22 protein-coding genes and 5 pseudogenes are annotated in these 26,703 nt (G+C 69.0%); 15 read left to right on the top strand and 12 right to left on the bottom strand.

All coding sequences use genetic code 11. From position 1 onward, the window contains the following. Nucleotides 1–83: 83 nt before the first annotated feature. From aceA to K1X59_RS15575, 3 genes and pseudogenes are all read left to right on the top strand, one after another. Nucleotides 84–1,409 (top strand): isocitrate lyase, encoded by a 1,326-nt coding sequence (aceA, locus tag K1X59_RS15565; RefSeq protein WP_183150736.1) that lies wholly within the window; start codon nucleotides 84–86, stop codon nucleotides 1,407–1,409. A 49-nt stretch (nucleotides 1,410–1,458) separates the two neighbouring features. Next, nucleotides 1,459–3,112, top strand: a pseudogene (aceB, locus tag K1X59_RS15570) (malate synthase A). A 96-nt stretch (nucleotides 3,113–3,208) separates the two neighbouring features. After that, a complete protein-coding gene (locus K1X59_RS15575; RefSeq protein ID WP_183150737.1) occupies nucleotides 3,209–3,640 on the top strand; it encodes a hypothetical protein in 432 nt (143 codons plus the stop codon). Between the two features lie 16 nt (nucleotides 3,641–3,656). Here K1X59_RS15575 and K1X59_RS15580 read toward each other — a convergent pair. Beyond that, nucleotides 3,657–4,174: pseudogene (locus K1X59_RS15580) on the bottom strand (Lrp/AsnC family transcriptional regulator). Between the two features lie 106 nt (nucleotides 4,175–4,280). On the opposite strand from K1X59_RS15580, the gene ald reads away from it, so the two are divergent. The 3 genes from ald to K1X59_RS15595 all read left to right on the top strand — a co-directional run bounded on the left by ald (nucleotide 4,281) and on the right by K1X59_RS15595 (nucleotide 7,149). Beyond that, a complete protein-coding gene (gene ald / locus K1X59_RS15585; protein ID WP_183150738.1) occupies nucleotides 4,281–5,375 on the top strand; it encodes an alanine dehydrogenase in 1,095 nt (364 codons plus the stop codon). Nucleotides 5,376–5,456: 81 nt separating this feature from the next. Continuing rightward, entirely contained in the window at nucleotides 5,457–6,656 is a 1,200-nt protein-coding gene (locus K1X59_RS15590; protein ID WP_183150739.1) for a pyridoxal phosphate-dependent aminotransferase, read from the top strand. A 55-nt stretch (nucleotides 6,657–6,711) separates the two neighbouring features. Then, nucleotides 6,712–7,149, top strand: a complete 438-nt coding sequence (locus K1X59_RS15595) for a hypothetical protein (protein WP_183150740.1) — start codon at nucleotides 6,712–6,714, stop codon at nucleotides 7,147–7,149. Here the strand turns inward: K1X59_RS15595 and K1X59_RS15600 are convergent. The 8 genes and pseudogenes from K1X59_RS15600 to K1X59_RS15635 form a co-directional block, all read right to left on the bottom strand. Continuing rightward, entirely contained in the window at nucleotides 7,107–7,637 is a 531-nt protein-coding gene (locus K1X59_RS15600) for a VOC family protein (protein WP_309491591.1), read from the bottom strand. The genes K1X59_RS15595 and K1X59_RS15600 overlap by 43 nt on opposite strands. Beyond that, entirely contained in the window at nucleotides 7,604–9,025 is a 1,422-nt protein-coding gene (locus tag K1X59_RS15605; protein ID WP_220173560.1) for a GntP family transporter, read from the bottom strand. Before K1X59_RS15605 ends, K1X59_RS15600 begins: the two co-directional genes overlap by 34 nt. Nucleotides 9,026–9,064: 39 nt before the next feature. Then, the gene (locus K1X59_RS15610; protein ID WP_183150741.1) at nucleotides 9,065–9,955 is read right to left on the bottom strand and encodes an NAD(P)-dependent oxidoreductase; all 891 of its coding nucleotides are present in this window, start codon (nucleotides 9,953–9,955) and stop codon (nucleotides 9,065–9,067) included. After that, nucleotides 9,952–11,379: a four-carbon acid sugar kinase family protein gene (locus K1X59_RS15615; protein ID WP_220173561.1), complete on the bottom strand. Its 1,428-nt coding sequence runs from the start codon at nucleotides 11,377–11,379 to the stop codon at nucleotides 9,952–9,954. Before K1X59_RS15615 ends, K1X59_RS15610 begins: the two co-directional genes overlap by 4 nt. 147 nt (nucleotides 11,380–11,526) lie before the next feature. Then, the gene (locus tag K1X59_RS15620) at nucleotides 11,527–12,108 is read right to left on the bottom strand and encodes a FadR/GntR family transcriptional regulator (protein WP_183150742.1); all 582 of its coding nucleotides are present in this window, start codon (nucleotides 12,106–12,108) and stop codon (nucleotides 11,527–11,529) included. A 123-nt stretch (nucleotides 12,109–12,231) separates the two neighbouring features. Next, a pseudogene (locus K1X59_RS15625) lies at nucleotides 12,232–13,363 on the bottom strand (UDP-N-acetylmuramate dehydrogenase). Nucleotides 13,364–13,376: 13 nt separating this feature from the next. Then, a complete protein-coding gene (locus K1X59_RS15630) occupies nucleotides 13,377–13,775 on the bottom strand; it encodes a MaoC/PaaZ C-terminal domain-containing protein (RefSeq protein ID WP_183150743.1) in 399 nt (132 codons plus the stop codon). Beyond that, nucleotides 13,775–14,245: a MaoC family dehydratase N-terminal domain-containing protein gene (locus K1X59_RS15635; RefSeq protein WP_183150744.1), complete on the bottom strand. Its 471-nt coding sequence runs from the start codon at nucleotides 14,243–14,245 to the stop codon at nucleotides 13,775–13,777. Before K1X59_RS15635 ends, K1X59_RS15630 begins: the two co-directional genes overlap by 1 nt. Nucleotides 14,246–14,429: 184 nt before the next feature. Between K1X59_RS15635 and K1X59_RS15640 the strand changes: the two genes are divergently transcribed. The 9 genes and pseudogenes from K1X59_RS15640 (at nucleotide 14,430) to K1X59_RS15680 (ending at nucleotide 23,697) form a co-directional block, all read left to right on the top strand. Next, nucleotides 14,430–15,461 carry a zinc-dependent alcohol dehydrogenase family protein gene (locus tag K1X59_RS15640; RefSeq protein WP_183150745.1) on the top strand — a complete coding sequence of 344 codons (1,032 nt, stop codon included), beginning with the start codon at nucleotides 14,430–14,432 and terminating at the stop codon, nucleotides 15,459–15,461. 41 nt (nucleotides 15,462–15,502) lie between these two features. Beyond that, nucleotides 15,503–16,111, top strand: a complete 609-nt coding sequence (locus tag K1X59_RS15645) for a DUF2291 family protein (protein WP_183150746.1) — start codon at nucleotides 15,503–15,505, stop codon at nucleotides 16,109–16,111. Further along, nucleotides 16,108–17,628: a sugar ABC transporter ATP-binding protein gene (locus tag K1X59_RS15650; protein WP_183150747.1), complete on the top strand. Its 1,521-nt coding sequence runs from the start codon at nucleotides 16,108–16,110 to the stop codon at nucleotides 17,626–17,628. The genes K1X59_RS15645 and K1X59_RS15650 overlap by 4 nt, the downstream gene beginning before the upstream one ends. 21 nt (nucleotides 17,629–17,649) lie before the next feature. Then, complete coding sequence (locus K1X59_RS15655) at nucleotides 17,650–18,747, top strand: ABC transporter permease (RefSeq protein WP_183150748.1); 1,098 nt, start codon at nucleotides 17,650–17,652, stop codon at nucleotides 18,745–18,747. A 56-nt stretch (nucleotides 18,748–18,803) separates the two neighbouring features. Next, complete coding sequence (locus K1X59_RS15660) at nucleotides 18,804–19,787, top strand: D-ribose ABC transporter substrate-binding protein (RefSeq protein ID WP_244632082.1); 984 nt, start codon at nucleotides 18,804–18,806, stop codon at nucleotides 19,785–19,787. 67 nt (nucleotides 19,788–19,854) lie between these two features. Next, complete coding sequence (locus K1X59_RS15665) at nucleotides 19,855–21,603, top strand: dihydroxyacetone kinase family protein (protein ID WP_220173562.1); 1,749 nt, start codon at nucleotides 19,855–19,857, stop codon at nucleotides 21,601–21,603. Next, a pseudogene (locus K1X59_RS15670) lies at nucleotides 21,600–22,069 on the top strand (ribose-5-phosphate isomerase). The gene K1X59_RS15665 and the pseudogene K1X59_RS15670 overlap by 4 nt, the downstream one beginning before the upstream one ends. 52 nt (nucleotides 22,070–22,121) lie before the next feature. After that, nucleotides 22,122–22,864 (top strand): annotated as a pseudogene (locus K1X59_RS15675) (triose-phosphate isomerase family protein). Next, nucleotides 22,861–23,697, top strand: a complete 837-nt coding sequence (locus K1X59_RS15680; protein ID WP_183152862.1) for a DeoR/GlpR family DNA-binding transcription regulator — start codon at nucleotides 22,861–22,863, stop codon at nucleotides 23,695–23,697. Before K1X59_RS15675 ends, K1X59_RS15680 begins: the two are co-directional and overlap by 4 nt. A gap of 53 nt (nucleotides 23,698–23,750) precedes the next feature. Here the strand turns inward: K1X59_RS15680 and K1X59_RS15685 are convergent, their stop codons facing one another. From K1X59_RS15685 to K1X59_RS15695, 3 genes are read right to left on the bottom strand one after another with little or no spacing between them, the layout of a single operon-like run. After that, nucleotides 23,751–24,548, bottom strand: coding sequence for a sulfite exporter TauE/SafE family protein (locus tag K1X59_RS15685; RefSeq protein WP_183150751.1), 798 nt, complete (start codon nucleotides 24,546–24,548; stop codon nucleotides 23,751–23,753). A gap of 37 nt (nucleotides 24,549–24,585) precedes the next feature. Further along, on the bottom strand, nucleotides 24,586–26,133 hold the full coding sequence (locus K1X59_RS15690; protein ID WP_220173563.1) for a tripartite tricarboxylate transporter permease: 1,548 nt from the start codon (nucleotides 26,131–26,133) through the stop codon (nucleotides 24,586–24,588). After that, entirely contained in the window at nucleotides 26,133–26,702 is a 570-nt protein-coding gene (locus tag K1X59_RS15695; RefSeq protein WP_244632084.1) for a tripartite tricarboxylate transporter TctB family protein, read from the bottom strand. Before K1X59_RS15695 ends, K1X59_RS15690 begins: the two co-directional genes overlap by 1 nt. Nucleotide 26,703: the final 1 nt, after the last annotated feature.

Below are 26,703 nucleotides of genomic sequence, written 5' to 3' on the forward strand. Positions count from 1 at the left end.
ATCGGTCGCCAAGGCCTCAGATCTTCACCCACAGTGGAACCACGCCACTCCGGCACAGCCGCCGGATCCACCGAGGAGACACCATGACGAACACCGCCAACACCCCGACGCCCCGCCCCGCCGGTCTGCGAGCCGGCGACCAGGTTCAGACGGCCGCCGAACTCCGGGAGGTCTGGGACACCGACCCCCGCTGGGACGGCGTCGAGCGCACCTACAGCGCCGAAGACGTCATCCGCATCCGCGGCTCGGTCAGGGAGGAGTCGACCCTCGCGCACCGCGGCGCCGACAACCTCTGGAATCTCCTGCACACCGAGGACTACGTCAGGGCGCTCGGCGCCTACACCGGAGGCCAGGCCGTGCAGCAGGTGCGCGCAGGGCTCAAGGCCATCTACCTCTCCGGGTGGCAGGTCGCCGCAGACGGCAACCTCGCGGGTCAGACCTACCCCGACCAGTCGCTCTACCCCGCGAACTCCGTTCCGGCCGTCGTGCGCCGCATCAACAACGCCCTCATCCGCCAGGACCAGCTCGAGCACGCCGAGGGCGAGACGACGCAGGACTGGCTCGCGCCGATCGTCGCCGATGCCGAAGCCGGATTCGGCGGACCTCTCAACGCCTACGAGCTCGCGCAGTCGCTCATCCAGTCCGGTGCGGCAGGCATCCACTGGGAGGACCAGCTGGCCAGCGAGAAGAAGTGCGGCCACCTCGGCGGCAAGGTGCTCGTGCCGACGCAGCAGCACATCCGCACCCTGAACGCCGCCCGCCTCGCGGCGGACGTCGCCGGCGTGCCGACCGTCATCATCGCCCGCACGGATGCCCTCGCCGCCGACCTGCTCACCAGCGACGTCGACGAGCGCGACCAGCAGTTCACCACCGGTGAGCGCACCACCGAGGGGTTCTATCGGATCCGCCCCGGCATCGAGTCGGTCATCAGCCGCGGACTCGCCTTCGCCCCCTACGCCGACCTGCTGTGGGTCGAGACGGGCGAGCCCGACATCGCCCTCGCCCGGGAGTTCGCCGCCGCGATCCACGCGCAGTTCCCCGGTAAACTCCTGGCCTACAACTGCTCACCGAGCTTCAACTGGAAGCGCCACCTCTCCGACGCGGAGATCGCGACCTTCCAGCAGGAGCTGGCCGATCTGGGCTACAAGTTCCAGTTCATCACCCTGGCCGGCTTCCACGCCCTGAACCACTCGATGTTCGACCTCGCCCGCGGCTACGCCGAACGCGCCATGAGCGCGTACGTCGAGCTGCAGGAAGCCGAGTTCGCCGCCGAGGCGGACGGCTACACCGCCACCAAGCACCAGCGCGAGGCGGGCACCGGCTACTTCGACGTCATCTCCACCGCGCTCAACCCCGACAGCGCGACGCTCGCCCTCGCCGGCTCCACCGAAGCCGCGCAGTTCCATTGATCCCCGCCGCCTTCTTCGCATCGCGACGCACACCGAAGGACTTCAGATCATGACCACTCCCACCGCTCCCCCGACCACGGCTCCCATCCAGACGACCCAGCAGGGTCCGGCGATCGAGGTCACCGGACCCCTCCGCGACCGCTACGACGAGATCCTCACCCCGAGGCGATCGCCTTCCTCACCGAGCTGCACCACCGGTTCGCGTCCCGCCGTCACGACCGGCTCGCCGACCGGATGCGCCGCCGATTCGAGATCGGCAACGGACACGACCCCCGCTTCCGCGACGACACCGCGCACATCCGCGAGGACCGGGACTGGCGCGTCGCCGGCGCCGGCCCCGGGCTCGAGGACCGCCGCGTCGAGATCACCGGGCCCACCGACCCGAAGATGACGATCAACGCGCTCAACTCGGGTGCGCGGGTGTGGCTGGCCGACCAGGAGGACGCCACGAGTCCGACCTGGAAGAACGTGATCGAGGGTCAGCTCTCCCTCCACGACGCCATCCGCGGCGAGCTGTCGTTCACGTCACCGGAGGGCAAGGAGTACCACGTCACGGCCGAGCGCACCCCACGATCGTGATGCGCCCTCGCGGCTGGCACCTGCCCGAGAAGCACATCGCCTTCACGGACCGCGCCGGCCGTCGCACCTCGGCATCCGCCTCCCTCGTCGACTTCGGTCTGTACTTCCTGCACAACGCGCAGGCGCTGATCGAGGCCGGCCGCGGGCCGTACTTCTACATCGCCAAGCTCGAGTCGAGCGAAGAGGCGAAGCTGTGGGACGACGTCTTCTCGTTCAGCGAGGAGTACATCGGCATCCCGCACGGCACGATCCGGGCGACCGTGCTGATCGAGACCCTGCCTGCGGCGTTCGAGATGGACGAGATCCTCTACGAGTTGCGCGACCACTGCGCCGGCCTCAACGCCGGACGCTGGGACTACATCTTCTCGATCATCAAGAACTACCGAGGTCGCGGAGCGCGCTTCGTGCTTCCCGACCGCAGCGAGGTCACGATGACGGTGCCGTTCATGCGGGCGTACACCGACCTGCTCGTGCAGACCTGCCACAAGCGGGGAGCCTTCGCGATCGGCGGCATGAGCGCGTTCATCCCGAACCGCCGCGACCCCGAGGTGACGGCGCGGGCCATCGAGAAGGTCTCGGCCGACAAGAAGCGCGAGGCCGGCGACGGCTTCGACGGCACGTGGGTCGCGCACCCCGACCTGATCCCCACAGCTCAGGCCGAGTTCGACGCGGTGCTCGGCGAGCGCCCCAACCAGGTCGACCGGCAGCGGGACGATGTCCACGTCGAGGCGCGCGACCTGCTCGACCTGCACATCGGCCGTCCGATCACCGCCCAGGGCGTGCGCGACAACGTGTCGGTCGCCATCCGCTACCTGGAGGCCTGGCTGCGCGGACTCGGCGCCGTGGCGATCGACAACCTGATGGAGGATGCGGCGACGGCCGAGATCAGCCGCTCGCAGGTGTGGCAGTGGATCCACCAGGACCGCACCACGCAGGACGGCACCCCGATCACGGCGGAGTACATCGAGGGGCTGATCGCCCAGGTGCTCGCCCAGGCGACCCGCAGCCACGGCGACCGCTATGACGACGCGGCGGAGATCTTCCGCGAGGTCGCGCTGCAAGAGGAGTTCCCCACGTTCCTCACCCTGGGCGCATACAGCCGGTTCCTGGTCGACGAGGACTGAGCGCGCGGAAGAGCCCCCGGGCCATGGCTGATGCTGTGACCCGGGGGCTCTTCCGTGTCCGGAGCCGGCGCGGGCACGCGGGCGTAGCCTGGAAGCATGACCGACGTCTGGGCGGACATCGCCACCGAGTTCCTGCACTTCTACCCGCGCGGGCGGCGGCTGCTCACGGTGGCCGGGGCGGATGCCGAGCGCTCGCGACAGGCGGCCGACGAACTCGCCACCGCACTGACGGCGTCGGGACAGCACGTCGTCCGGGAGCACTCTCCGGAGGGCGAGGAGGGCGAGCTGCGCACCGTGGTCAGCGCGTTCCGGGAAGGACCGAAGAGCGACGACGTCCTGCTCGTCTCGGGCCCGGCCGCCCTGATCGGCGAACGCACCAGGGGCATGTGGAACTACGCGCTGTGGCAGTTGGCGGGCGACGAGCCGCCGCACACCGTCGCGGGTTCGATCGTCGATGTCTCCGACCCGGCCCACCCGAAGCGTCGGTTCGCCGACTACTGCGCGCTGCCGGCCTCGTACGGCGCCTGACGCACTCCCGCGACGTTCACCGGAACGACGCGGCCACCGAGTTGCGGTGGTAGTCGAACACGATGCTCGTGCGCGTGGAGGCGACGCTGCTCTGCGCCGAGAGGTGCTCGAGCACGAATTCGCGCATCTCCGAAGAGTCGGCGACCGCGATGTGCAGCAGGAAGTCGTCGTCTCCGCCGAGGAAGAACACCTGGATCACCTGGGGCAGCACCCGCACGCGGTCCGCGAACTCGACGATGCTCTCCCGCCGGCCACTCGGACGCAGCGTGACGCCGATGACGGCTTGGAGTCCAGCGCCCAGCATCCGCTCGTCCACGCTCGCGTGGAACCCCGTGATGACCCCCGGTCGACGAGGGCCCGGAGCCGGGCATGGGCGGTCGACGGCGCGACGCCGAGGCGACCGGCGAGTTCCGCGTTCGTCATGCGTCCGTCTGCTGTGAGAAGCTGCACGATCCTCGCGTCGATCGCATCGAGGGCCGGGGCCCGAACGGTGTTCGGCTCCGCGGCGTCAGAGGTCGTCTCCATACGAAGCATTATTCAGGATCTTTCGCCCTGACGAATGATCTTCACTGATTCTGTTGTTCCATCGATGTTTCTGCGATCCTGGGTGCCGACCCGCGCACATCACCCTGGAGGATCAATGAAGATCGGCGTCCCCACCGAGGTCAAGAACAACGAGAACCGCGTCTCCCTCACTCCCGCCGGCGCCGACCGCCTGGTGCATGAGGGCCACCGCGTGCTCGTGCAGTCCGGTGCGGGTCTCGGCTCGCGCATCACGGACGACGACTACCGCGACGCCGGTGCCGAGATCGTCGGAACCGCAGCCGAGGCCTGGGGCGAGGCCGACCTCGTCATCAAGGTCAAGGAACCCATCGCCCAGGAGTACGGCTTCCTGCGCGATGACCTCACGCTCTTCACCTACCTGCACCTGGCCGCCGACCGCGCGCTCACCGAGGCCCTCGTCGCGGCGGGCACCACCGCCGTCGCCTACGAGACCGTGCAGCTGCCCGATCGCAGCCTGCCTCTGCTCGTGCCGATGAGCGAGATCGCCGGGCGGCTCTCGGTCACCATGGGGTCCTACTCGCTGCTGCGCTCCCAGGGCGGTCGCGGGATGCTGCTCGGCGGCATCGCGGGAACTCCCCGCGCCAAGACCGTCGTGATCGGCGGCGGCGTCGCAGGCGAGCACGCCGCGGCGAACGCGCTGGGCCTCGGCTCGAAGGTCACCGTGATCGATGTCTCGCTGCCGCGCCTGCGCGAGCTCGAGCACCGCTACGGCGGCGCGCTCGAGACGCGCGCCTCGAGCCGCTACGACATCGCAGAGGAGCTCAAGACGGCCGACCTCGTGATCGGGTCCGTGCTCATCCCCGGCGCGGCCGCCCCCAAGCTCGTGACCGACGACATGGTCGCCACGATGAAGCCCGGCTCCGTCCTCGTCGACATCGCGATCGACCAGGGCGGATGCTTCGAGGGGTCGAAGCCCACCACGCACGACGATCCGACGTTCGCGGTGCACGACTCGATCTACTACTGCGTCGCGAACATGCCCGGCGCGGTTCCCGAGACGGCGACGCGGTCGCTCACCAACGCGACGCTGCCCTACGTATCGGCGATCGCGGGCAAGGGCTGGGAGCGCGCGGCGTCCGAGGACGCGGCGCTCGCGAAGGGCCTGAACGTGCAGGGGGGACGCATCACCCTGGACGCCGTCGCGCAGGCGCACGGCCTCTCCGCGGGCTGACCTTCCGAACCCGAAAGAACCTCGGATCTTGGCGGCATCCCACACCTCGCCGTACCCAGCGACCCGAGTACGCTCGTAACCGTGACCGAACGCGCTCCTCTCTCTCGCAAGCTGTCCGCCATCGCCGAGTCCGCGACCCTCAAGGTCGACGCCAAGGCCAAGGCCCTCAAGGCCGAAGGCAAGAACGTCATCTCGTATGCCGCGGGCGAGCCCGACTTCGCGACACCGCAGTTCATCGTGGATGCTGCGGCCGAGGCCCTGGCCGACCCGGCGAGCTACCGGTACACCCCCGCGCCCGGACTGCCTGCGCTGCGCGAGGCGATCGCCGCGAAGACCCTCCGCGACTCCGGTCTCGAGGTCTCTCCCAGTCAGGTGATCGTCACCAACGGCGGCAAGCAGTCGGTGTACCAGGCGTTCCAGGCCGTGGTGAACCCGGGCGACGAGGTGCTGCTCCCCGCGCCGTACTGGACCACTTACCCCGAGGCCATCCGCCTCGCCGACGGCACCCCCGTCGAGGTGTTCGCCGGAGCGGACCAGGAGTACAAGGTCACGGTCGCGCAGCTCGAGGCCGCGCGCACCGCGCGCACCACCGCGCTCGTCTTCGTGTCGCCGTCGAACCCCACGGGCTCGGTGTACACCGCCGACGAGACCAAGGCCATCGGCGAGTGGGCGCTCGAGCACGGCATCTGGATCATCAGCGACGAGATCTACCAGAACCTCACCTACGAGGGCGTCAAGGCCACCTCGATCGTCGAAGCCGTCCCCGAGGTCGCCGGTCAGACGATCCTCGTCAACGGCGTCGCGAAGACCTATGCCATGACCGGATGGCGTGTGGGCTGGATGGTCGGACCCGCCGACGCCATCAAGGTCGCAGGCAACCTGCAGTCGCATCTCACGAGCAACGTGAACAACGTCGCCCAGAAGGCCGCGATCGCCGCTCTCAACGGTCCGCAGACCGAGGCAGAGCAGTTCCGCGAGGCCTTCGACCGTCGCCGCCGCCTCATCGTCTCGGAGCTGTCGAAGATCGAGGGCCTCGTGGTGCCGAACCCGCTCGGCGCGTTCTACGTGTACCCCGACGTGCAGGGCCTTCTCGGTCGCACCTGGGGCGGTGTGACGCCGACCACCTCGCTCGAGCTCGCCGACCTCATCCTCGACCAGGCGGAGGTCGCGGTCGTCCCCGGCGAGGCGTTCGGCCCCTCCGGCTACATCCGTATGTCGTATGCGCTCGGCGACGACCAGCTCCTCGAGGGCGTGCATCGGTTGCAGCAGCTGTTCGCCTGAGCTGCTGCACCTCGCCCGAGACCCGTGCGAGGGGCGCATCGACGATACTGGAGGCATGGACGACGGCGAGGCAGAGGGTGAGCGGATGCCGGTGACTCTGCGGGTGGCCTTCGCCATCCTGATCACGGTGACCGTTCTGGTCTTCTTCCTCTCCCTCGTGGTCGCTTCCTTCCTCTGGTACTGGGGAGGAGAGTGGCGACAGTTGCTCAGCGTGCTCCCCTTCGTCCCGGTGGTCGTCTACACGACCATCACCGTGCTCGTCGCAAGACGAACATCGTGGGCCCGATACGCGACCCTGCTGTTCCCGCTCCCGCTCGCGCTCTACGTTCCGGCGGCAACGGCCACGACCTGGGAGTTCCCGGTCGGCCTCGCGGCCCTCGCTCTCACCACTGCGGCGGTCGTGTTGATCTTCCTCCCGTCTTCTCGTCCCCACTTCGGCAGCGGGATGCCTCAGTCCTCGGGGTGGAAGCCGATCAGCCAGCGGATGCCGTAGCGGTCGACGAGCGTGCCGTCGTAGTCGCCCCACGGGCGCTTCTGCAGCGCGTCGATCACGCGACCGTCGGCGGCGAGCGCGTCGTACCAGTCGGTCAGCGTCAGCGCATCGGCCGTGCCGAGCAGCGACAGGAACATGCCGCCCATCTGCACCGCGTCGTCGTCGGCGCCGGCGTCGGCTCCGGCGAGTTCGACGAGTCCGCTCAGCTGTCCGTGCGCGACGGCATCGCCCGGCCCATCATGCCGGCCGGCCGTCGCGTAGTCGAGCAGCTGCAGCTCACCGCCGAACACCGACTGGTAATGACGCAGCGCCTCCGCGGCGTTGCCGGGGAACAGCAGGTACGGGATCAGTCCGCTCATGCCGCGAGCGTAGCGCCACCGGCCGACGTCGGCCACCGAGACCAGCACGACGAACGGCCGCCACCCGAAGGTGACGGCCGTCCGTTGGCACGCGATCAGGCGACGGGGATCGCCGCGTACAGCACCCATGTGAGCGCGAAGCCTGCCACGCCCAGGACCGTGGTGAGCGGAGTCCAGGTGCGCAGGCCGTCCTTGACCGAGAGGCCGAGGTACCGCGTGACCACCCAGAAGCCCGAGTCGTTCACGTGGCTGAGGCCGAGCGCGCCGTAGCCGATCGCGACGGCGAGAAGCGCGGTGTGCACGGTGTCGAGCCCCATCGCGGCGACCGAGGGCAGCAGAAGCCCTGCGGTCGTGGCGATGGCGACGGTGGCCGACCCCTGAGCGGCGCGCATGATGAGCGAGATCAGGAAGGCCGCCAGGAGCAGCGGCATCCCGCTCGAGGCGAGCACATCGGCGACCGCGCCGCCGATGCCGGTCTCGGTGAGGACGCGGCCGAAGGCTCCTCCGGCTCCCGTCACCAGGATGATGACGGCGGCGGCGGGCAGAGCAGATTCCATGACCTCGCCGAGGTGCGCCGCCGACCAGCCACGCCGGATGCCGAGCAGGTACATGGCTGCGGCGATCGCGACCATGAGGGCGAAGATCGGCTGACCGATCATGCTGAGGAAGCCGTTCCAGAACGACCCCTTCTCGAACAACGGGGCCACGGCGGTGCCGAGCATGATGAGCACGAGCGGCAGCAGGATGAGGCCGAGGACCGTGCCCGCGCCCGGAGCCTTCTCGCCCTCGCCGAGCCCGCCGCTGAGCGTGGACCGGTCGGTGCCGAAGTTGTCGTACATCTCCTTCGTGGCTGCGAGCATCGCGAACTCACGGGTGTTGATCCACTTGGCGACGAGATACGACAGCACGCCGAGCGGCACGGAGATCGCGAGCGCGAAGATCGTCACCCAGCCGATGTCGGCGCCGAGGATCGCGGATCCGCCGACGATGCCGGGGTGCGGGGGCACCGCGACATGGACGGCGAGCATGATGCCAGCGACCGGGAGCCCGAACTTGATCGGGTTGAGCCCTGCCACCTTCGAGAAGGCGAACACGATGGGGATGAGGATGATGAAGCCGGCGTCGAAGAACACCGGGATGGCGAGGATGCCGGCGGCGATGACGAGCGCGATGCCGACCCGCTTCGGGCCCAGCCAACCCGTGAATCGCCCGGCGAGCGACTCGGCGCCGCCGGAAAGCTCGATGATCTTGCCGAGCATGGACCCGAGGGCCACCAGCACGGCGACCGAGCCGAGAGTGCCGCCGACACCGGCGATGATCGCCTGGATGACGCCGAGCTGCTCGGGCGTATCGCCGTCGGCGGGGATCGTGGTGAGCGGCAGACCGGCCGCGATGCCGACGATGATCGACACCAGGATGAGGGCGTAGAACGCCTGCATCTTGAACCGGATGATGAGCAGGAGCAGCAAGCCGAGGCCTGCGAGGCCGATCAGGATGAGGATCGGAAGAGGAAGCATCTCTGGATCTCTTCTTTCAGTGAGGGCGCGACGTCGCGCTCAGGACAGTCGTTCGGGTGCGACGACGCGGATGACGGCAGAGTCGTCGAGGGCGCCAAGGCCCTGCGCTTCGCCGAGGAGGAACAGCTGCTCGGCCGCGGCGGCGACCGGCGTGGAAAGGTGTGCACGGCGGGCGGCATCGCCCACGATGCCCAGGTCCTTCACGAAGATGTCGAGGCGGCTCAGCACCTCGGCGCCTTCGGGGTCGTACGCCTCGAGCGCACGGGGGCCGCGGTTGCCGAGCATGAAGGAGTTCGCCGCTCCCGCGGTGAGCGCATCCAGCGTGCGGGCGCGGTCGAGACCCAGCGCATCGGCGAGGGCGAGCGCTTCGGCGGCAGCGGCGATGTGCACACCGCACAGCAGCTGATTGACGGTCTTCAGAGCCTGCCCGTCGCCGGGCTTGTCCCCCACGATGGACAGCGTGGACGCGAGCTGCTCCAGCACGGGGCGCGCGGTCTCCACGGCGGCGGGGGTCGCGCCGACGACGATGAGCAGATCTCCCTCGCCTGCACGCACGGGGCCGCCGGACAGCGGTGCGTCGACGAGCTCAGCGCCATGGATGGCGAGCTGCCGGGCGATCGCCTCGATGCCCTCGGTGCCGACGGTGCTGGTGAGGATCACGACCGCACCATCGGCGAGATGCGTGGCGAGTCCATCGTCTCCGAAGAGCAGTTCGTCCAGCTGGGCACCGGTACGAACGGCGACCAGCACGGCGTCGGCACCGTCGACGGCCTCGGCCGCCGATGCGGCGGGCGTGACGCCCGCTTCCGCGGCGAGGGCGATGCGTTCGGTGGCGATGTCGAAGCCGCGTACCGTGAAGCGCTGGGCGAGGCGTACGGCCATCGGCAGCCCCATGGCGCCGAGTCCGATGACAGCGACGGTGGTTGTCATGATTGTCCTTCCGGGTGGGTTCCATCGTCGCCTGCGAGAGTGGCGACGACCGTGACGAGGGAGTCCGCGTCGCCGACGTTTCCGGCGAACACGACGTAGGGGATGCCGACGGCGGGGCCGGTCTCCGGCTGCCACAGCGAGACGAGACCAGGGAGCATGGGCCCCAATACGGTCGCGCGACGGATCTCGAGGGCCTCGCTGGCGACGTCACTCGAGGTGATCCCGCCCTTCGCGATGACGAAACGGGGAGGGGCGATCGCGAGCACGCGGCGCACGAGGTCGACCACTCCGCTCGAGACGCGACGGGCGATCGCGAGGCTCTCATCCCCGTCGGCACCGGTGACGAGCTCGCGCGTCGTGTGCACGATCACGCTTCCCTCGTCCAGCGCAGCCGCGGCGGCATGCGCCTGCTCCTCGAGATGCGCCTCGCGGTCGGGGCCGATGAGCGCCCGCACATCGAGCTCGATCGTGCGCGTGTTCGGGCGCGCGGCCTTCAGCGCGTCGAGCTGTGCGGTGGTGAGCGGCACGTGACTGCCCACCACGACCAGCCCGCCGCGGTCGTGGGCGAAGGGGATGTCCTTCGCGCGCATCGGCGCGGCGATCTCCTGCCCGATGTGGGCACGGACGTAGGGCGGTCCGACGCGGAGCAGCACGTTCTTCTCGCGGAGGCGATGCAGTGCGAGGGCGACGGTGCTCATGTCCGCTTCCTCGACGACGTCGACGGCGACGACGGCGCCTTCGGGCAGAGCGCCGAGGAACGCGATGACGGCGTCCACTCCCGCCCGGATGGTGCCGATGTGCAGGCCTGCCACCACGGAGGCCGGGATCTGTCCGCCGGTCTTCTCCGCCACCCAGTCGCGCAGATCGGAAGAGCGGTAGCCGAAGGTGGCATCCGCGGCGAACGGGGTCTCGCCGACCGGGGTGGCCTCGCCGTCGGTGACCCAGTAGTGGACGGAGTCGACCGTGAGCCGACCGGCGTCGGGGAACGCGGGGATGAGCAGCGTAAGCGAAGGAGTCCGCCCGGTGCGCGCCGCGACCTCTGCCGAGAGGACATCGGTCTCGAGTGGGAAATGCCCCCGGAGAGTGGAGTCGCTTCGGGAGACGAAGGTCACGTGGCGGCCCTGGGCGTCGGCGGCGTCGAGCGCCACCGCGACGATCTCCCGGTTGCGCGCAGCCGCGGCGTCTTCGTCGAGCGATCGGGTGTTCGTGAGCACGTAGACGGCGGATGCGCCTGTCGCGAGAGCCTCGTCGAGATCGGCGCGCTCCCATCGGGTGAGCACGGGGAGATTCGCGACCGACTGCGTTCCGGTCGGGTCGTCGTCGAGCACGATGAGCACGTCGGTGGGATCGACCTCGGCGCGCACGTCGGCGGCGGTGACCTCGAGCGGTGCGGGCAGGGGCGCCAGCAGGTCGTCGATGTGCACTCGAACTCCTTCGTTCCGGGAGATGGTCCGTGGCTGGGGACCACGGACCTGGGGGATCTGCATCGTTATCCGATATCAGATATCGATGAGCGTACCTCAGCATCGCGCCCATCGCCAAAACGGCACAGCGACGCGGATGGCGCGTTGTCAGCGGCCGTGCACGTAGTGCAGCAGGTCGTCGCGGGTCTGCCTCATGTGGCTGCGCATCGCCTGACGGGCGGCCGCGCCGGAGCCCGTGCGCATCGCCTCGAGCACCGCGGCGTGCTCGGCCAGGGCGTGCTCGCGGATGTCGGGGACGGCGCTGGTCTCGCTGCGCGTCGCCTGCAGCATGGTCGTCAGCGGGCGCATCGAGGCGACCAGGATGCGGTTGTCCGCCGCCCGGATGATCACGTCGTGGAAGGCCAGATCGGCGGCCACGAATCCCTCGACGTCGGCCCGATCGTGCGCTGCACGCATCTCTTCCAGCAGCGACTCCATCTCCGCGAGGTGCGCGTCCGACCGCCGACCCGCCGCGAATTCCGCTGCGCCGGTCTCGAACATCATGCGCATCTCGAGCATCTCCACGGAGGAGCGCTCGCGGGCGCCGGCGCTCTGTGCGTGCCGGACCACCGCGTCGAGGCCCGTCCACTCGTCAGTGGGCGCGATGCGATGCCTGGTCCCGGGCACCGCGACGATGACGCCCTGCGCCTGCAGCAGCCGCACCCCTTCGCGCATCGTGAGGCGCGACACCCCGAACTGCTGGGCGAGCTCCCCTCGGGGGCAGCGGTTGGCCCGCCTCGAGCCGGCCGGCGATGATCTCGTCGAGCAGACCGTCGACGACGGCCTGCGTCCGCGAGACCCGCTCGACCTTGGTCACAGGTCGACGCCCACCAGCACGGGCTCCGGCTGCAGCACCAGACCGAATTCCGCATGGACGCGGCTCTGGATGAAGCGGGCCAGCTCGGCGACCTCGGCGGACGTGGCCCCTCCGCGGTTCGTCAGTGCGAGCGCGTGCTTGGTCGACACCGACGCACGGGACCGCGGGAGCTTGAATCCCTTGCGGATGCCGGCCTGCTCGATCAGCCAGGCGGCGCTCACCTTGACATCGGAGACAGTGGCGGGCTTCGACAGCGGCACCTGCCCGTCGTACGAGGCGAGCGGGATCACGGTCACCGCGTCGAGGTCCGGGGCGACCGGCCACCGTGGGCACTCCGGAGGGAGCGCCGTCGCCACCGCGGCCGTCACGATCGCATTCTGGAAGAACGAGCCGACACCGTGGGTGTCGGGGTCGCTCGTCGAGCAGCATGCCCTTGGAGGCGCGAGTCGCGAGGATGCGCTCGCGCACCCACGCCAGCGGAACCGGGGCCTCGTCGACGAGACCGAGCGCACGACGCAGCTGCTCGCCGCGCACGATCCGCTCGTTCGCGACCACGAGGTCGACCGTCGCGGAGAGGATCACGGCGCGGCGCAGCGGCACGCTTCCGTGGTGATGCTTGAGCACCGAGGTGCGGAATCCGAGTCCGAGTTCGGCGGCGGGAACGGTGGATATCTCGCCGGTCGCCTCGTCGATCAGCTCGACCTCGACCAGGGTCTCCTGGATCTCCTGCCCGTATGCGCCGATGTTCTGCACGGGCGCCGCCCCGACCGTCCCGGGGATGCCGCTCATGGCCTCGAGCCCCGCGTAGCCATGCGCGACGGCGTAGGCGACCAGGTCGTCCCACCCGTGCCCGGCCTGAGCGCGCAGGCGGATCCGCCCCTGATGCGGGGACGGCAGCTCTTCGACGCCCTCCGTGCGCACGCGGATGACGGTGCCCTCGAAGGGATCGTCCCCCACGAAGAGGTTCGATCCGCCGCCGAGCACGAACCACTCGTCGCCGCGTCGCCAGGTCTCGCGCAGAGCCTCGATCAGCGCCGGGGTCGTCGTCGCGTCGAGCATCCGCTCCGGCGCCGCACCCGTGCGGAGCGTGGTCAGCTCGGAGAGCCGTACGGGTTCGATCTCCTGCATCACAGCGCCCTCATCAGACGGCGATGCGCAGCTGCGCCTTGACGAGCACGGTCGTCTCGTCGAATGTGACCTTGAGGTCGATGCGCGCCACCTCGTCGTCCACCGCACCCACCGTGGCGGTGACGTGGATGTCGGCGCCGTGGACGGGATCGACCACGACCGGCTTCGTGAAGCGCACGCCGTAGTCGAGCACGCGCGTCGCGGGGTCGAGCGCCGCGATCACCACGGACGAGGCGATGCCCATCGTGAGCATGCCGTGCGCGAGCACACCCGGCAGGCCGACCGACGCGGCCACGTCGTCGCGGTAGTGGATGGGGTTGAAGTCTCCTGAAGCTCCTGCGTAGCGCACGAGCGACTCGCGGGTCACGTGCACGGTGCGCTCCGCGAGCACGTCTCCGACGGTGTACCCCATCAGGCGGCCTGCCCTTCGACGGTGTTCTCCTCGGCCCCGACGAGCAGCACGCTCGTCGCGGTGACGACGTGAGCGCCCGCCACGTCGGAGATCTCGGCCTCACTCGTGATCATCGCGTTGCCGCCCATCATCCGGATGCCGGTGACGCGCAGCTGCCCCGTGAGCTCGTCTCCCGCGACGATGGGCCGGCTGTAGGTGAAGCGCTGCTCGGCATGGATGGTCCGCGCGAGCACGATGCCGGAATCCTCCTGCGCCAGCAGCTGCTGGAGCGTGAGGTCTTGGATCACCATCGCGAAGGTCGGTGGAGCGACCACGTCGTCGAAGCCCAGCGCGCGTGCCGCCTCGACGTCGAAGTGCTGCGGGGCGTCGGCGAAGACGGCGCGCGCGAACTCGCGCACCTTCTCACGGCCGACGAGGTACGGGGCCGTCGACGGGAACTCCCGGCCGACCAGTTCTTGGTTCACTGCCACCCCTCGATCCTACCGAGGCCCGACCGACAGTCCGCCGCGAAGGCGTCCGCCCGCCTCCGAGGAGGAGACGCGATCCCATGCTGGAATATCTGTGACATGTAACATGTCAGCTGTCGTAAAGTGAACCCACATCACACGGACATCGAGGATCGACTCCTCGCCCAGACAACGAACGGGAGCACGGATGCGCGCAGTCGTCTTCACGGCGGAGGGGCAGCTGTCTCTCGAGGAACGGCCCACTCCGACCCCCGGCTTCAAGGAGATACTCATCGCCACCGCTGCCGTGGGGATCTGCGGGACCGACACTCACGTCCTCGACGGCGAGTTCGAGGGGACGATCTTCCCGCTCGTACCGGGACACGAGGCGACCGGCACCATCGTGGCTCTCGGTGAAGGCGTCAACAGCGGCGTCTTCGACTTTCAGATCGGCGACCACGTCGCCGTGAATCCCAGCACGACCTGCGGCGAGTGCGAGTACTGCCAGAACGGACACCAGAACCTCTGCCGGTTCTGGAACGGGCTCGGCGTCGTCGCCTCCGACGGAGCCGCACAGCAGTTCTTCACCGCCCCGGCGGGCAATGTCCACAGACTGCGACCGGACACCGACCTGTTCGAGGCGGCGCTCATCGAGCCGCTCGCCTGCGCGATCAGAGGATGGGACGTGCTCCCCCGCCGTCTGGGTGACCACGTGCTCGTTTACGGCGCCGGAACCATGGGACTGCTCATGGCGCAGTTGGCGCACCGTGCCGGGGCAGCGACCGTGACGATCGTCGACCTCAACGAGGCGCGGCTGCAGACGGCGGCGGAGTGCGGCATCGAGCTGCGCTACACGAGCGCCGATCACGCCCGACGTGACAAGTGGGACGTGGTGATCGACTGCACCGGCAGTATCGCCGCGATCGAAGACGCTCTCACGCGGGTCAAGCCGGCCGGCTTCTTCCAAGACTTCGGCGTCGCGCCCGCAGACCGCTCGGCGCGGTTCTCCCCGTTCCGCGTCTACCGCGACGAGATCTCCATCGTCGGCACGATGGCCGTGCTGAACTCCTTCGGACGCGCGGTGGAGCTCTTCGAAGCCGGTGCCATCAACGCCGCCGCGATGATCAGCCACTCCTTCACCCTCGACGACTACGAGTCGGCCCTCGACATGTTCCGGCGCGGCGAGGGACGCAAGCTCCAGATCCGCCCGAACGACACCGCCTCCCGAGTGCTGCGGTGACGCTGCCCGCTGCACCCCGTGGAAGGACGCGCGATCGGGGGATGCGCAAGATCGTGCAGGCCGTGATCGTCGTCGCCCTCATCGCGTTCGTCGCCGTAGGCACGAAGGTGCTGCCGATCGACGGCGACAGCGCGCCCGGCCCCTCGGCATTCGACCCCGCGACCTTCGGCGCGACGCAGTTCCCGAAAATCGAGGACTTCGTATCCGCCCACGCCGTCGAGGCGAAGGAGCTCGCCGACGCGATAGCCGCCGACCTGGCGGACGCCGCCGAGAAGTACGCCACGACGGGCCCGAGCGGTCCCGTGTACAGCGTCGAGATCACCGGCGTCGTCGGCCAGGCCGACGCTGGGATCGCCCCGATCGCGGTGACGGGCCTGTCGCCGGACCTTCAGATCCGCGTGCAGTTCGGACCCGCCGTGAACGGCACCGACCTCCGCGACGTCGCCGGCGACATCGAGTTCGGACAGTTCAGGAACCAGATCGAGTATCAGAACGCCGCAGCCGCCATCAACGACGAGCTGAAGGCGAAGACTCTCTCGTCGATCGATGTCTCGTCGCTATCCGGAAAGACCGTGACCGTCGTCGGAGCCTTCACCTTCGTGAGCCCGACCGCCTGGTTCGTCACGCCGGTCGAGGTGCAGACCGAATGAGCGCTGAGACCGACGGTGTCGTGCTCGAAGCACGCGACATCACCAAGACCTACGGCGGCACGAAAGCTCTCAAGGGCGTGAACTTCACCGTCCGCCGGGGCACGGTCACCACGCTGTTCGGCGAGAACGGCGCCGGCAAGTCGACGCTGATGAAGATCCTCTCCGGGGTCGAGCAGCCGACCTCCGGCGAGATCCTCCTCGATGGGAAGCCCGTCGTGCTGTCCTCCGCGGCCGAGGCCCGGGATCTCGGCGTCTCCATCATCCACCAGGAGCTGTCGCTCGCCCCCAACCTCTCCGTGCGGGACAACATCTTCCTCGGGCGCGAACTTCACGGGCCCTTCGGGGTCGACTATGCCGAAGAGGAGCGGCAGACGAAGGCGCTCCTCGACGACATGCGCATCGGCGTCGATCCCGACACGCTCGTATCGGACCTGCGCGTCGGCCAGCAGCAGATCATCGAGATCGCTCGCGCCCTGTCGATCGACGCGCGCATCCTCATCATGGACGAGCCGACCTCGGCGCTCACCGCGGCCGAGGTCGAAGTGCTCTTCGGCATCATCAACAGCCTGCTGGCGCGCGATGTCGCGATCGTGTACATCTCCCACCATCTCGAAGAGGCGCTGGAGATCACCGATCACGCGGTGGTCCTCCGCGACGGTGTGATGACCGCTCGCGGCGAGCGCGCGGACATCGACCTGGCGTGGATCGTACGGACGATGGTCGGCGACGGATTCGACCTGGGTACGCCGCCCACCGGTTACGCGTTCGGCGATGTCGCGCTGCGTCTCGACGGTCTCGTCGTGCGCGACAGGGAGAACAGCGATCGCGCGGCCGTCGACAGAGTCGACCTCGAGGTGCGATCCGGCGAGATCGTCTGCCTCTACGGTCTGATGGGGGCAGGTCGCACCGAGATGCTCGAGGCCGTCGCCGGCCGAGAGCCCATGGCATCCGGGGACATCCTGCTGCACGGGCGCTCCGTCCTGCCCCTGTCCATCGCCGAGCGGATCGCCGCGGGCATCGGACTGGTGCCCGAAGACCGCCAGCGGGACGGCCTGGTCCAGACGTTCGACGTCGGCGCCAACCTCACGCTCGCCAGCGTGCAGCGCAGCATGTCACGCGGAACGATCTCACGCCGACTCGACACCGAGCGTGCCAACGCGCTGATCGCCGCCGTCACGGTCAAGACGCCCGGGCCCGACCTGCCCATCGGAGCCCTCTCCGGCGGCAATCAGCAGAAGGTCGTGATCGGCAAGATCCTCGCCACTCGACCGACCGTGATGCTCCTGGACGAACCGAGCCGCGGTATCGACGTGGGCGCGAAGGGCGAGGTCTTCCGCCTCCTCGCCGGCAAGGCGCGTGAAGGACTCGCGGTCGTCTACTCCACTTCCGAGGTCGGCGAGTGCTTCAGCATCGCGCACCGCATCATCGTGATGCGTCGCGGCCGCATCTCCGCCGAGTTCACGCCGGAGGCCACCAAGGACATGATCATGGCCGCCTCCGGTGAAGCACTGACCTGAACCACTCGATCGGATCCGACCATGACGACCACCATCATCCGGAATGCGCGTGCATTCTCGCTCCCGAAGCTGCTCCTCGAGGGCAGGGCGTTTCTGGCGCTGCTTCTCGTCATCGTGGTGTTCTCCTCGCTGACGCCGAACTATCTCACCGTCGCGAACCTGCTCACCATGGCCTCCCATGTCGCCATCTACGCGATCCTCGGCCTCGGCATGCTCGTGGTCATCCTCAACGGCGGGATCGACCTGTCGGTCGGGTCGACGCTCGGCTTCTCTGCCGTGATCGCGGGGTTCCTCCTCAGCGGCGTTCCGCTGACGTTGTTCGGAGTGGTCCTCTACCCGAGCGTCCCGGTCACCGTGTTCCTCGCGTGCGGAGTCGGCGCGCTCGCCGGTCTCGTCAACGGCATCCTCATCGCGCGGTTCAAGGTCGCACCCTTCGTCGCCACACTCGGAATGCTCTACGTGGTGCGCGGGCTCGCGCTCCTCATGACGAACGGCCTCACGATCAACGATCTCGGCGGAGATGCCGAGCGGGGTAACACCGGCTTCGACTGGCTGGGCTTCAACCGCATCCTCGGCATCCCGGTCGGCGTGGTGATCATGGCGGTCCTCGCCCTGGTGCTCGGTTTCGTCCTCGGACGCACCCGGTTCGGCCGCTGGCTGTATGCCTCGGGCGGCAACGAGCGGGCCGCAGAGCTCTCGGGCGTGCCGGTGCGAAGCGTGAAGGTGCGCGTGTACGTGATCTCCGGCGTGTGCGCTGCGATCGCCGGCTTGATCCTCGCCTCGACGCTCACCAGTGCGGGGCCGACCGCTGGGCAGTCGTACGAGCTCACGGCGATCGCCACGGTCGTCATCGGCGGCGCCGCGCTCACGGGCGGCCGCGGGACGGTTCGCGGAACCCTCCTCGGCGCTTTCGTGATCGGGTTCCTCTCGGACGGCCTCGTGATCGTCGGCGTCTCCGCGTACTGGCAGATGGTCTTCATGGGCGCCGTGATCGTCGTCGCGGTGCTGTTGAACACGTTGCAGTACGGGCGGCGGCGCCGGACGAACAGCGTCTCGCCGCAACCGCCCGCTTCTCCGTCCGGTCAGGATTCCGCGACGCGATCCGTCTCGAACCCCTGATCGACCGAACCGGCATCCGCCTGCGCTGTCGGCCCCAACCAGAAAGGACACACCCCATGATGAGAAAGAAGGCTCTCGCCGCCCTGGCCGTGGCCGGAACGCTCGCGCTCGGCTTATCCGCGTGCACGTCCGACCAGAAGCAGGCCGGACCGGTATCCACTGACGGCAAGGGCGGCCTCATCACCGTCATCGTCAACGACCCGGCGAACCCGTATTGGAAAGCGGAGGGCGATGCCGCGGCCGCGAAAGCGAAAGACCTCGGGTACACCTCCGTGGTGGGCGCGCACAAGGGCGACACGAACACCGAGAACACCCTCATCGACACCGCGATCGCCAACAAGTCGGCCGCGATCATCCTCGATCCCGCCAATGCAGACGGCTCCGTCGCGGCGGTGAAGAAGGCCGATGCGGCCGGAATCCCCGTCTTCCTCGTCAACGCCGAGATCAACCAGTCGGGGCTGGCGAAGGCTCAGCTCGTCTCCAACAACGCGCAGGGCGCCGCGCTGGGCGCGCAGGAGTGGACCACTCGCATGCAGCAGGCCGGCAAGTACATCGAGCTGCTCGGTGCGCCGTCCGACAACAACGCGCAGACCCGATCCAACGGCTTCGGGACGGTGTTGTCGCAGTACCCGGGCCTCGTGAAGGTGGGCTCAGACGTCGCCAACTGGGATCGGACGGAGGGTCGGAACAAGACGCAAGCGCTGATGCAGGCGAACCCCGATATCAAGGGCATCATCTCCGGCAACGACGAGATGGCGCTCGGCGCGATCGCAGCACTGAAGGAGGCCGGCCGCGAAAAGGGTGTCGTGGTGGGCGGTTTCGACGGCAGCCCAGACGCCGTCGACGCTGTCGAGTCGGGCGAACTCGCCTACACGGTGCTGCAGCCTGTCACCGTTTTCGCCGCGAAAGCCGTCGAGCTCGCCGACGACTTCCTGAAGACCGGGAAGGCCCCGAAGACAGAGAAGCAGTCGTTCGACTGCATCCTCATCACCAGCGACAACGTCGACAAGATGACCGGGCCGTTCACCTACACGGAGTGAGACAGTCCGTTCGATCGCGGATGCGGGACGGAGTCACACTCCGCCCCGCATCCGGAAGGAAGGCAAGATGAGCTACATCGTCAACGACCCGACCGACTTCGCGGAGGAATCGGCAATCGGGTTCTTCGCCGCACATCGTGACCGCGTGCGAGCGGTCGAGGGCGGCGCCGTGCGCCGCTCGGGCACACCTCAGGATCAGGTCGCCGTGGTCATCGGCGGCGGATCAGGCCACTACCCGGCATTCGCCGGACTCGTCGGACCAGGTCTCGCACACGGCGCCGCGATGGGCAACGTCTTCGCGTCGCCGAGTGCACCGCAGGTCCGCTCCGTCGCGGTCGCTGCGCACGCAGGGGCGGGAGTGCTGCTCTGCTACGGCAACTACGCGGGCGATGTGCTCAACTTCGACCAGGCCCAAGAGGAGCTGCGCGCGCAGGGCATCCCCTGCCGCTCCGTCGTCGTCACGGACGACGTGTGCAGCGCCCCACCGGCAGAACGGGGACGACGCCGCGGCATCGCCGGCGATCTGGTGGTGTTCCGGGCGGCGGCCTGGGCCGCTGAACAGGGGCGTGATCTCGATGCCGTGGCGGAGTTGGCGGCGCGCGCGAACGACCGCACTCGTTCCTTCGGGGTCGCATTCAGCGGATGCCGTCTCCCGGGTGCGAGCAAACCCCTCTTCACCGTGCCGGATGGGTGGATGGCGATCGGCATGGGCATCCACGGCGAGCCCGGAATCGACGTGCGGCCACTCCCCACGGCGCGAGAACTCGCTGAACTCCTCGTGGCCGGCTTGCTCGATGAACGACCGGAGGGCATCGAGGAGGTCCACGACCAACGGGTGGCGCTGGTGCTGAACGGACTCGGCGCCGTCAAGGCGGAGGAGCTGTTCGTCGTGTACGCCGACGTCGTCCGACTGCTCGAGGGCAGCGGCATCCGGATCATCGACCCCGAGATCGGCGAGTACGCGACCAGCTTCGAGATGGCAGGCCTGTCCCTCACCCTCGCCTGGCTCGACGAGGAGTTGGAGGAGGCGTGGCGTTCCCCCGCATCCACACCCGCGTATCGCAAGGAGTCGCTGCCCGCATCCACGGACGTCGACGACGAGACCCCACGCGGAGGTGCCGCCGGCGCTTCCGAGGAGATCCCACCCGCGACGGCGAGGTCACGACGCGCAGCGGTGCTCCTGCAGGAAGCCCTCCACGCGATCCGGTGTCGCATCGACGCCGAGGCGGACGCCCTCGGACGCCTCGACGCGGTCGCCGGCGACGGTGACCACGGAATCGGGATGCAGCGAGGTTCTCGCGCCGCCGATGAGGCCGCGACACTCGCTCTCGATCGCGGAGCGGGCGCGGGTACGCTCCTCGCTCGCGCAGGCGATGCGTGGGCGCTCCGCGGCGGAGGCACATCAGGAGCGTTGTGGGGTGCGGGGATGCGGGCAGCGGGCGAGTCGCTCGGCGACGACGCCCTCCCCGATGCCGCGAGGCTGGCCGACGCCCTCGACGCTGCGCGCGCCGTCGTTCAGGAGCGTGGGCACGCTGTGCTCGGAGACAAGACCCTCGTCGACGCACTGGTGCCGTTCGTGACCACCCTGCGCGCGGGCGCCGCCGCCGGTCGAGGCGTCGCCCGCTGCTGGACCGAGGCGGTGCAGGCTGCCGAGACCGCCGCTCAGGGCACCGCGAATCTGCAGCCGCGCCGCGGCCGTGCGAGGCCGCACGCGCAGAAGAGCGTGGGGTCGCCCGACCCCGGAGCGATCTCGTTCGCTCACGCGATGGCCGCGGTGTCGGCCGTCATCGACAAGAAGAAGGGACGAACATCATGACCGCATGGCGCGTGGTGATCGGCAGTGACGATGCGGGGTTCACCTACAAGGAGGCGTTGAAGGCCGACCTGGAGCGTGACCCCGAGTGGCCCAGGTCATCGATGTCGGCGTGGACGCCGACGGGCACACGCCGTACCCTCAGGTGGCGATCGCCGCGGCGGAGTACGTGCGAGCAGGCGACGCGGACCGTGCCGTGCTGGTGTGCGGAACAGGACTCGGAGTCGCGATCGCGGCGAACAAGGTGCCGGGCATCCGCGCCGTCACCGCCCACGACAGCTTCAGCGTCGAACGCAGTGTGCTCAGCAACAACGCCCAGGTGCTCACCGTCGGACAGCGGGTCATCGGCCTGGAGCTCGCCCGTCGGCTCACGAGGGAATGGCTGGGATACGTGTTCGACGACTCCTCGCCGTCCGCGGCGAAGGTCGCGATCCTCGATGACTACGAGCAGTCAGGACGCTGTGACTGACGACGGGCTCTTCGCTCCTCCCGTGCTCCTCGGGGTGAACCTCAAGCTGTACATGGACACGGCCGAGAGCAGGGAGTGGCTCCGCGCCGTGGCGCAGATCTCCCGCGACACCCCCGCACTCCGCAGTGGGCGGGTCGGACTGTTCGTGCTCCCCTCGCTCCCCTCGCTTGCGGTCGCGGTGGATGCCCTGAGCGGGACCGCCGTCGAGGTCGGCGCGCAGGACCTGCACTGGACGGATCACGGCGCCGTCACAGGAGGAGTCAGCGGTGCCGATCTCGCCGATGCGGGCTGCCGTGTCGTCGCGGTCGGGCACGCGGAGCGGACCAGTGTGTTCGGAGAGGACGACACGATCGCTGCCCGCAAGGTGTCCGCGGCGGTGCGCAACCACCTCATCCCCTGATCTGCATCGGCGAGCTTGCGCGGGGCACACCGCACGACGCGGCGGCAGCATGTACACGACAACTCCGCAGCCGTCTGGCCACCCTCGCCGAAGATGAAGGGGCAGAGATCCTCGTCGCCTACGAACCCGTCTGGGCGATCGGACGTGCAGACGCTGCCGACGCCGCGCACGTGGCCGTCGTCCTCGGCGCGCTGCGCGAGATGCTGACGGCCGAGGCCAGAGTCCACCGTTTCCGATTGCTCTACGGAGGAAGCGCGAAACCGGGCACCCTCACCGAACTCGGAACCATCGTCGACGGACTCTTCCTCGGACGTTTCGCCCACGACCCCGCCGCGCTCGCGCGGATCGTCGACGAAGCTGCGGCGTGCACACCGCGCGGAGGCCGGAGATCGTGACCCCGGTCGAGCACCTCGAGCTGCCGCTCCTGCACGGCACGCGCGCCCGCGTGAGTCGTCGGAGCGCGCGACAGGGAGCGATCGCCGACGCCGTCGTGACCGCCGGGACGATCCGGATAGATGAACTCGCGGCACGATTCGACATCAGCACGATGACGGCGCATCGTGATCTGGATGAACTCGAACGACGGGGGTTGCTGCGCAAGTCCCGCGGGATCGCGACGGTGACGTCGACTGCCCTCGTCGAGTCGAGCGATCTCTATCGAGCCGGACGAGAGCTCGCGGAGAAGGAGGCCATCGCGATGTCGGCCCTCGAGTTCATCCATCCCGGCCAGGCGATCTTCCTCGACGATTCGACCACTTCCCTGCATCTGGTGCCCCATCTGGCGGCGAAGCGGCCGCTCACCGTCATCACCAACTCCCTCACGATCATGAATGCCCTCCGCTCAGCCGGAGGGATCACGGTGATCGGCCTCGGCGGGGAGTTCCACAACTGGTGCAGCGCGTACATGGGACGAGCGACCACCGACGCGATCGCCGCTCACCGCGCCGACACCGTGGTGATGTCGACCTCGGCGATCATCGACGACATCGCCTTCCATCAGACGCCGAAGACCATCGACGTCAAGCGCGCCATGTTCGACGCCGCCCTGACGCGGATCCTCCTCGCCGACCACACGAAGTTCGAGAAGCGGGCCCTGCACGCGATGCTCCCGCTTGCAGCATTCGATGCCGTCATCGTCGACGAGGGGACCGACCGGCGCCACATCGGTCATCTCCGAGAGGCGGGAACACGGGTGATCGTGGCACATCAGCGCTCCCCCCTCCGCTGAGGGGAACGTGCGATCGCGCGAGGACTCAGGCCGCTCTCGCCGGCACGGTTCGTTCAGCCGCGGGTGCGTCCGCGAACCGCCTTGATCGCCATCTGGACGGCGATGACCACGAGGTATGCCGCGAACAGCATGTTGCCGAGCGTGGGGTCGACGATCGTCGCGAGCCAGGCGCCGAGGGCGGTCGTGGTGCAGGCGGAGACCCCGATGAGCAGGGCGGCGAGCAGATCGACGTTGCGGTTGCGGAGGTTCCCGACGGTGCCGGAGATCGCCGTGGGGATCATCATGAGCAGCGAGGTGCCCTTGGCGACCAGGTCGCTCGTGCCGAAGGCCAGCATCAGCACCGGGACGACGATCACACCGCCGCCGACGCCGATGAGGCCGGCGAGGATGCCGGTGCCGACGCCGACGGCGACGAGCGCGACACCCGTGAACCAGGTGAGTTCGAAGGCGGCATCGCGCGAGGGGATCACCAGGAACAGACTGACGATCACCACGAGGAGGAAGCCGACGAAGCCCCAGCGGAGAGCGGTCTGCGAGATGCGCGGCAGCAGTCGCGTCCCGATCTGCGCGCCGACCACGGCCCCGGCTGCCAGGATGATCGCCGGGATCCAGGCCACCGAACCGGTCGTGGCGTAGGAGATCACCCCGACGCTCGCGGTCGGCACGATCGCGGCGAGCGAGGTTCCGGCCGCCAGCCGCTGGTCGAAGTGGAGCAGGAGCACCAGCAGGGGGACGATGACCGTGCCGCCGCCGACGCCGAACAGCCCGGACAGGAGGCCCGCGAGGAGGCCGATCCCGATGAATGCCGTGTAGGCGCGAGGCCCTCGTGCGGGGGCCTGTACGTCGCTCACCGGATCAGCCTACTCGCGGCCTCCTCCCCGCTCGAACTCACACCTCGGAGTCGGCCTTGATCGGTACGGCGATCGACTCGGTCAGAGCCTGCTCGTACCGACGCTGCCGGCGCCGCAGCCACAGCCCGCCGACGATCAGGAGCGCGAGCACCCCGTAGGCGATCGCCGCGAACGGCTGCATGACCAGAGTGCTGAGGTCTCCTTGGCTGAGCTGCAGCGCCTTGCGCAGCTGCTCCTCCGCCATCGGCCCGAGGATCATCCCGACCACCAGAGGCGCGACCGGGTAGCCGTACCTCCGCATGAAGTAACCGAGGATGCCGACGACCAGCAGGATCACGATGTCGGACGGCGAGCTGTGCAGCGCATATGCGCCGAAGGCGGCGAACAGCAGGATGCCCGCATAGAGATACGGACGGGGGATCTGCAACAGCTTCACCCACATGCCCACGAGCGGCAGGTTCAACACGATCAGGATGACGTTGCCGATGTACAGGCTCGCGATCAGCGCCCACACGAGATTCGACTGGCTCTCGAACAGCAGCGGTCCCGGCTGGATGCCGTACGACTGGAACGCCGTGAGGATGATCGCCGCGGTCGCGGTGGTCGGCAGCCCGAGCGTGAGCAGCGGGACGAGCACGCCCGCCGCCGCCGCGTTGTTGGCGGATTCCGGGCCGGCCACGCCCTCGATCGCTCCACGTCCGAACTCGTCACGGTGCTTCGACAGCTTGCGCTCGGTCGCATACGACAGGAACGTGGCGACATCGGCTCCCCCAGCCGGGATCGTGCCGATCGGGAAGCCGATCGCCGTGCCGCGCAGCCACGGCTTCCACGACCTCCGCCAGTCGGCCTTCGTCATCCAGGACCGCCATCCACGTGTGACGGGGATCACGTCGACGCCGCCGTGCCGCAGCCGCGCGGCGATGTAGAACGTCTCACCCACCGCGAACAGGCCGACCGCGACGAGGACGATGTCGACGCCGTCCGACAACGCGGGGAGCCCGAGCGTGTACCGCTGCTGGCCCGAGAGCCAGTCGGTGCCGACGAGCCCGAGGAACAGGCCGACGCCGAGGGAGAGCATGCCTCGTGAGATCGAGCTGCCGATGAGGGCGCCGACCGTGATGAAGGCGATGACGATGAGGGCGACGTAGTCTGCGGGTCCGAGGTTCACCGCGAACTGCGCGAGCAGCGGGGCCAGCAGCGTCAGCCCCAACGTCGCCAGGGTGCCGGCGATGAAGGAACCGATGGCCGCGGTGGCGAGCGCGGCGGCTCCGCGCCCGAGCCTGGCCATCTTGTTGCCCTCGATCGCCGTGACGATCGAGGCCGACTCTCCCGGGGTGTTGAGGAGGATGCTCGTCGTCGAACCGCCGTACATACCGCCGTAGTAGATGCCCGCGAAGGTGATGAGCGCCGCGGCGGGATCGAGCGTGTACGTCAGCGGAAGCAGCAGCGCGACCGTCATGGCCGGTCCGATGCCCGGCAGCACTCCGACCGCCGTGCCGACGAAGACGCCGAGGAACGCGAACGCGAGGTATTGCGGCTGCAGTGCCGTCGCGAAGCCCTCCAGGAGCAGGGTCCAGCTGTCCATCAGAACATCCTTCCGAGCCAGCCGAGAGCAGGACCCCACGGCAGCGACAAGCCGAGCAGCCCGCCGAACACGACCTGGATCACGAGGGCCACGGCGATACCGATCATGAAGGCCATCCACCAGCGCTTGGCGGCGAGCGACCAGGCGACGCCGCCGAACAGCAGAGCGGCCGCGGGCGCCCACCCCAGCGGCTCGATCAGGAGCAGGTGAGCGACGACGAGCCCTGCCAGCTTGGCGAGTGTGACCCAGTCGGTGGGAAGGGTCTCGTCGATGTCCTCCGCCTCCTCCGCGCCGCCGCGTTCACCGCGCAGGACACCGACCAGCACCGCGACGGCGGAGGCGAGCAGGATGACCGAGACGAAGATCGGGAACACGGTCGGGCCGGCCTTCATGCCGACCGGGACATGGATCAGGAAGATGCCGACGACGGCGAAGACGCCGAGCGCGACCATGATGGCGGCGAACACCAGTTCGCCGACGGGGACGGAGGACGCTGATCGTGCGGGTCGGCCGTCCAGGCCGACCCGCACCCCCTGCTCCTCGGTCCCCGGTGAGGTGGGGACCGTCATG

Origin of the sequence: Microbacterium sp. Se5.02b (assembly GCF_019464375.1) — a bacterium.
GTDB lineage: Bacteria > Actinomycetota > Actinomycetes > Actinomycetales > Microbacteriaceae > Microbacterium.

Bases quoted from the DNA above. Each gene is read 5' to 3' on its own strand.
- K1X59_RS15605 (WP_220173560.1), bottom strand. From the start codon at position 9,025: ATGCTTCCTCTTCCGATCCTCATCCTGATCGGCCTCGCAGGCCTCGGC.
- aceA (WP_183150736.1), top strand. From the start codon at position 84: ATGACGAACACCGCCAACACCCCGACGCCCCGCCCCGCCGGTCTGCGA.
- K1X59_RS15690 (WP_220173563.1), bottom strand. From the start codon at position 26,133: ATGGACAGCTGGACCCTGCTCCTGGAGGGCTTCGCGACGGCACTGCAG.
- K1X59_RS15630 (WP_183150743.1), bottom strand. From the start codon at position 13,775: ATGGGGTACACCGTCGGAGACGTGCTCGCGGAGCGCACCGTGCACGTG.
- K1X59_RS15650 (WP_183150747.1), top strand. From the start codon at position 16,108: ATGAGCGCTGAGACCGACGGTGTCGTGCTCGAAGCACGCGACATCACC.
- K1X59_RS15645 (WP_183150746.1), top strand. From the start codon at position 15,503: ATGCGCAAGATCGTGCAGGCCGTGATCGTCGTCGCCCTCATCGCGTTC.
- K1X59_RS15695 (WP_244632084.1), bottom strand. From the start codon at position 26,702: ATGACGGTCCCCACCTCACCGGGGACCGAGGAGCAGGGGGTGCGGGTC.
- K1X59_RS15595 (WP_183150740.1), top strand. From the start codon at position 6,712: ATGGACGACGGCGAGGCAGAGGGTGAGCGGATGCCGGTGACTCTGCGG.
- K1X59_RS15600 (WP_309491591.1), bottom strand. From the start codon at position 7,637: ATGGGTGCTGTACGCGGCGATCCCCGTCGCCTGATCGCGTGCCAACGG.
- K1X59_RS15665 (WP_220173562.1), top strand. From the start codon at position 19,855: ATGAGCTACATCGTCAACGACCCGACCGACTTCGCGGAGGAATCGGCA.
- ald (WP_183150738.1), top strand. From the start codon at position 4,281: ATGAAGATCGGCGTCCCCACCGAGGTCAAGAACAACGAGAACCGCGTC.
- K1X59_RS15655 (WP_183150748.1), top strand. From the start codon at position 17,650: ATGACGACCACCATCATCCGGAATGCGCGTGCATTCTCGCTCCCGAAG.
- K1X59_RS15640 (WP_183150745.1), top strand. From the start codon at position 14,430: ATGCGCGCAGTCGTCTTCACGGCGGAGGGGCAGCTGTCTCTCGAGGAA.
- K1X59_RS15610 (WP_183150741.1), bottom strand. From the start codon at position 9,955: ATGACAACCACCGTCGCTGTCATCGGACTCGGCGCCATGGGGCTGCCG.
- K1X59_RS15575 (WP_183150737.1), top strand. From the start codon at position 3,209: ATGACCGACGTCTGGGCGGACATCGCCACCGAGTTCCTGCACTTCTAC.
- K1X59_RS15660 (WP_244632082.1), top strand. From the start codon at position 18,804: ATGATGAGAAAGAAGGCTCTCGCCGCCCTGGCCGTGGCCGGAACGCTC.